Source organism: Salinispora cortesiana (genome assembly GCF_000484695.1).
In the GTDB taxonomy this organism is placed as follows: Bacteria; Actinomycetota; Actinomycetes; order Mycobacteriales; family Micromonosporaceae; genus Micromonospora; species Micromonospora cortesiana.
Genome location: NZ_AXVR01000184.1, coordinates 1 through 1,269, shown reverse-complemented (window position 1 = coordinate 1,269; position 1,269 = coordinate 1). Strand labels below are relative to the sequence as shown.

At 74.5% G+C, this 1,269-nt stretch carries 3 protein-coding genes; all 3 read right to left on the bottom strand.

The genetic code is table 11. The features are described from left to right. Nucleotides 1-352 (bottom strand): hypothetical protein (locus K228_RS26325; RefSeq protein WP_025620805.1); only part of this gene is annotated, 352 nt, incomplete at its 3' end. Further along, on the bottom strand, nt 349-720 hold the full coding sequence (locus K228_RS0125045) for a hypothetical protein (RefSeq protein ID WP_025620804.1): 372 nt from the start codon (nt 718-720) through the stop codon (nt 349-351). The genes K228_RS26325 and K228_RS0125045, both read right to left, overlap by 4 nt. Further along, nucleotides 717-1,103, bottom strand: a complete 387-nt coding sequence (locus tag K228_RS26595) for a hypothetical protein (RefSeq protein ID WP_025620803.1) — start codon at nt 1,101-1,103, stop codon at nt 717-719. The genes K228_RS0125045 and K228_RS26595 overlap by 4 nt, the downstream gene beginning before the upstream one ends. Nucleotides 1,104-1,269: the final 166 nt, after the last annotated feature.

The following is a 1,269-nucleotide window of genomic DNA, read 5'->3' as shown; positions in this document are numbered from 1 at the left end:
CCCGCAGCACCCCGACGTCGGCCAGAGCCTCCACATCGGCCTTGTCGACGTCCAGACCGGTACGGGCGGACAGCCGTTCAGCCGCCCGGTGCCCACCGATCGGCGCCTCCGCACCCACGGCGGCCACGATCTCCTCGCGACGGGCGGCGACCTGATCGGCCAGAGCAACCGACCACCGGCCGCCGACGTCCGCGCCCGGGATCAACCCGGCGGCGGTGCCGGCATCCCACTGCCACTCGGCCAAACCGGTGTGCCGCAGCACCTGGATCGGACCCAGGTCGGCCGGCGGCACCTTCCTCTTACGGGCCATCGGCACGGCGGCCGGCTCGGCCGCCACGTCGTTGTCACTCACCAGCTCGTGTCCTTCCACAGATCAGGGCGGGGTGTCCGGCGGCGCATGGTGTGCCCGGACGGGTCGTCGCTCACGGGCGCGAACCCGACCCGGCGCAGGGCCCGGACCAGCGCCGGCTTCGCGGATCCGTACTCGCCGGTCGGCGTACACACCACGTCCAGGCCTCGAGCGTCGGCGGCGGCCAGGATGGCCAGCAGCATCCGGGGCCCGTGCCGGCCGGCACGGGCGTCGAACGGCACCCGCAGAATCCCGATCGCCAGGGCACCGTCGACGGTGACGTCCAGGGCGAGCAGCACCATCCCGGGCAGGGAGCCCTTCAGCTCCCGCTCCAGCCGGGCGATCCAGGTGTCGGTGTCGACCTCGTTCACGCCTGGGCGCCGATCGCCACGGCGAAGGCGGCGACCCGCCGGTACTTCTCACCGGTGCTGTGTCCGTCCCAGCCGGCCGGGTGGGCGGGCAGGTGCCAGGACACCTGACCGGTGGGCAGCTCCAGGTAGACCACGATGGGGCGCGGGTCGGTTGGGTCGTGGCCGACGCCGGCAGGGACGCCGGCCTCATGGGCGAGCGCGAGGGCGGTCCAGATCAGGGCATTGCGCTGCGCGTAGGCGGCGGTGATCTGCGGGGTGTCCGGGCCGGTGTGGCCGTGCCGGGACGGGTCGAGCGCGGCGATCGCGGCCAGGGTGCGGGCGAGGCGGACCTCGACCAGGTCATCGGCCTTCAGACGGGGCCGGCCGGCGCGGGTGGTGGTCATGGACTTCGCCTCCCTGTGGTCGGGGATGATCGGAGGTGGCGGGTCGGGGCCATTACGGGTGGTCCCGACCCGCGCGAACCCTCACGGTCTGCGGGCGGTCAGTCCCGCAGACCGGTCGCGGCGGCCCGGACCGTGGCCAGCCAGAGCGCGGGGTCGCGGGGCGGGG

What these genes read in the sequence shown, in the direction of transcription:
- K228_RS26595 (WP_025620803.1), bottom strand. Translation starts at nt 1,103, where the DNA reads ATGACCACCACCCGCGCCGGCCGGCCCCGTCTGAAGGCCGATGACCTG.